Below are 3,831 nucleotides of genomic sequence, written 5' to 3'. Positions count from 1 at the left end.
CCCCGAACCCCGCCGAAGGCCAGCCCATTTCCCCCGGCCGGGGCGTACGGCAGAAGTGCCCTACGCGGCCCGGCGCGTGGTCGTCGGTCTCGACGAGGTGGCCAGTGCCGCCAGGCAGGCCGCCACCACCGGCACCGCGATCAGCAGGGCGGCCGGCAGCCCCCAGGGGACCACGATGAACACGTGCTCGGTGATCCGGGGCGCGGTGCCCTCGTCGAGCTGCCGTTGGTGGAAGGCCAGCATGATGCGCCGGTCGACCAGGCGGAGGCCGATGGCCGGGATGATCCCGGTCACGGCGCCCAGCACGACGCCGGTGGCGGCCACGACGGCGCATTGGAAGGCGCTGAGCAGTCGGCGGATCCCGGGCGGCGCGCCGACCGCGGCGAGGGTGGCCAGGTCGGTCTCGGCGTCGGCGCGTGCCAGGCCGGTCGCGGTTCCGGCGGCGCCGAGTGTGATGACCGCGGCGAAGATCCCCAGCGCCAGCGGCACGACGCCGGTCGGGTCGTCGGGGCCCTCCTCCAGATGGAACCGGACGTCGGCTCCGGTGTCGTCGAGGGCCTGCTGCGTCATCTGCCGCTGCGTGTCGGTCGGCGGGTGCGTGGTGGTGAAGTACGCGCCGAGCGGCACCGTCCCGACGTGCGCCGACCTGGCCGCCGCCCGGGGTACGACCACGTCGACGCCGTAGTTGCGCGGGCTGCCGGGAACCTGGTGGACGGGGAATTCGACGACCCTGCCCGGCGGCTCCTTCCCCCGCGCTTCGGCGGCGTTCGCCGCCAGGTCGTCGGTGACCAACCGGACGGCGACCCTGCCGTGGGTGTCGACGTTGCGGCGGTCGAGGGAGACGGCCCGCCCCTGCGCCAGGGCCGCCACCGCCCCGGGGTCGTCGACGCCGAGCACGGTCAGCAGTTTCGCGTCGCCGACCAGGACACCGCTGGGAGTGGTCATGCCCGCGCTGTCGTACGTGCAGCGCCAGTCATAGGCCAGCTTCCTGAGCTCGGCACGGGGCAGGGAGGACAGCGGGTTCGAGGGACCCATGTCGTACAGCGGGCACTCCTTGGCGGGAGGCCTCAGGACGTCCACGTGACCGCACATCCCGTCCTCGTCGCAGCCGGCACGGCCGGTGGACAACTGGTCCACGTCCGCCTCGACGCCGACGGGCAGGTGCCGGGCGACGGCGCTCCTGGCAGCCGGGGCGTCGCGGCCGCGGTCCTCGTCCACCGTCACCCAGACGGCTCCGGTGGGCAGCCAGGCCTCGTACTCCGCGCGCTCCTGGGCGGCCGTGCTGCCGGTGTAGGCCGCGACGGTCACGGTGCCGGCGACGGCGGCGAGCACGGCCGCGACGGCGGGGGCGGTACGCGCGCGATTGCGTGCGGCGTCCCGCAGCGCCAGGCGCGGCGACAGGCCCCACCGGCGCCCGAGCCGGCCGGCGACGCCCATGAACGTCGGGGTCATCGCGACGACGCCGGTCTCGGCGATGACACTGCCCACCGCGACGACGACCTTCCACTCGGTCCTCACCGCCCCGAACAGCGCGATCGCCGTCCCGAGCAGGAACGCGCCCAGTCCCGCGACGAGGAGCCGCCGTCCGGAACGCCGTACCCCCTTGCGACCGGTGAGCGCGGCCAGGACCGGCTGCCGCGCCGCCGCGGCGGCGGGCACGGCCGCGGCCACCAGACCCGCGAGCACGGCCAGGAGCGCGATGCCGAGCAGGTCGAGCGGGCGCAGGTCGAGACCTCCGAACCGCGCGCCGCCCCACTCCTCCAGCACGGGGCGCAGGGCCGCGGCCAGGCCGAGACCGAGGACGCTCCCCACCGCGGCCGCGACCACCCCGGTGACCAGACCGCCGCCGAGGACGACGGCCCTGATGTCCCTCGCCTCGCCGCCGCCCGCGCCGACGAGACCGAACTGCCGGCGTGAACGCTGGGCGCCGACGGCGAACGCGGCCCCGGTGAGCAGGCAGACCTCCGCGAGCGCCAGAGCGACGGCGGTCGCCGCCTGGGTGGCCCGCGGGGACACCGGCCGGGGCCTGGGCAGCTCCGGGTGCTCCCGGTACAGCGGCACGTCGGCGCGGGCCGGCGGATGCAGGGTGACGTCCCGCGAGAGCACCGTCACGCCCCGGGTGTTCGCCTCCTTCACCATGGCCCAGCCGTACCCGCCGGGCACCGCCACCAGGAGAGTCCCGGTCGGCGGTTCGAGCGGCGGCGTGCCGGCCGCCGCGAGCATCCGGCCGTAGGGCGCGAGCAGCGTTCCGGGCAGGGCGTTGACCTCGTCCGCGGTCAGGTCCCCGGGACGTTCGTAGGCGCCGACGATGCGGTAGGGGCGGGTGAGGTCCCGCACGGTGAGCCGTGAACCCACCCGCAGGCCGCTCACCTCCAGCAGGTGGGCGGTCACCGCGACCTCGTCGGGGCGGACCGGGTAGCGGCCCCGCTTGAGCGTGATGATGCCGCGGGTCATCGGGTCGGCGGTCCTGAGCTCGAGGACGTCCGCGTTCAACGTGCCATGTCCCGTGCGCACCTTGGCGACGCCGGTGATCTCTTCGAGCGTCCGGGCGTGCGCCGGCACGGCCCGCGCGAGGACGGGCGCGGCGACGGCCGGGGACGGTGCGCCGGCCGGCTCGTCGGCTGCGCCGCCCGTCGCCCCCTCGACAGGCGTGCGGTCCACAGCGACGTCGTCGGGGTCGGGCCCCTGGAGGACGGGGCCGAAGCGCGGGTAGCGGAGCTCGGCGTCCGCCTGGCCGAGGGTGCGGTCCAGTTGCCGCTCCGGCGAGAGCTGCGAGCTGCGCAGCGTCACGTCGGCGGCGGACGCGCCCAAGACGGGCAGGGCGAGCATGACGACGACGAGCAGGGTGCGGCCCGGGGTCCGCCGGGCGTCCCGGCCGGCGATCCGCAGCGCCGCCCGCCAGGCGTGGATCCGGGCGGTCACCGGCCTCCCGTCCCCTCCGTGAGCAGCGCCTCGGCGTACGTCCTCCTGGTCTCGTCGACGACGGTGCCGTCCCGCAGGAAGACCATCCGGTCCGCCCAGGCGGCGAGCCGCGGTTCGTGGGTCACCAGGACGCCGGCCGCTCCGGCGTCGCACCTCCTGCGGAGCAGGGCGAGGACGGAGTCCCCCGTCTCCGAGTCCAGCGCGCCCGTCGGCTCGTCGGCGAGCAGCAGACGGCGCTCCCCGACGAGCGCCCGGGCGATGGCCATGCGCTGCTGCTGGCCGCCGGACATCTCGTCCGGGAAGCGGTCCGCCAGGTGCTCCAGCCCGACGTCGCGCAGGGCGGCGACGGCCTCCTTGCGCGCCCGGCGCAGCGGGACGCCGTCCAGTTCGCGGGGGAGGGCGATGTTCTCGGCGGCCGTGAGGGCGGGGATGAGGTTGTAGTCCTGGAAGACGTAGCCGATACGGCGTCGGCGCAGTGCCGCGAGCTCCCTGGGGCCCGCTGTGGTGAGCTCGGTGTCCTCCACCGTCACGCTGCCGGACGTCGGTGCGTCCAGACCGCCCGCGATCGCCAGCAGGGTGGACTTGCCGGAGCCGGACGGTCCCATGACGGCGACGAGTTCGCCCGCGTGGACGTCGAGGTCGACACCGCGCAGGGCGTGCACCTCGGTGGCTCCGCTGCCGTGCGTCCGTGTCAGGTCGCGTATGCGCAGGAGGGGTTCGGTGGCGAGCAGGGACAAGGCGGTCCTCTTCGAAGGGCGTACGGGGCCCCGGGAGGCCGCGGGGGCATCCGGGGCGCGGTGGTCGGCGGCGGGGCTAGGCCGTGTCGTCAAAGGAGCGCCGGCCGCCCGGAGGGCGGGCCCAGCGGCGTCTGGTGCGGTGCATCGTAAGGCGGAGAGTCGTCCTCGTAGT

The 3,831-nt window shown here is 75.7% G+C and carries 2 protein-coding genes; both read right to left on the bottom strand.

The features are described from left to right. Positions 1–60 precede the first annotated feature (60 nt). On the bottom strand, positions 61–2,922 hold the full coding sequence (locus PV350_RS45365) for an FtsX-like permease family protein (RefSeq protein ID WP_500339162.1): 2,862 nt from the start codon (positions 2,920–2,922) through the stop codon (positions 61–63). After that, complete coding sequence (locus tag PV350_RS45360; RefSeq protein WP_500339161.1) at positions 2,919–3,659, bottom strand: ABC transporter ATP-binding protein; 741 nt, start codon at positions 3,657–3,659, stop codon at positions 2,919–2,921. Before PV350_RS45360 ends, PV350_RS45365 begins: the two co-directional genes overlap by 4 nt. Positions 3,660–3,831 lie beyond the last annotated feature (172 nt).

This window comes from Streptomyces sp. PA03-6a, from assembly GCF_033792765.1.
In the GTDB taxonomy this organism is placed as follows: domain Bacteria; phylum Actinomycetota; class Actinomycetes; order Streptomycetales; family Streptomycetaceae; genus Actinacidiphila.
The sequence above is the reverse complement of the archived record's forward strand: the minus strand, read 5'-3'. Positions and strand labels throughout refer to the sequence as shown.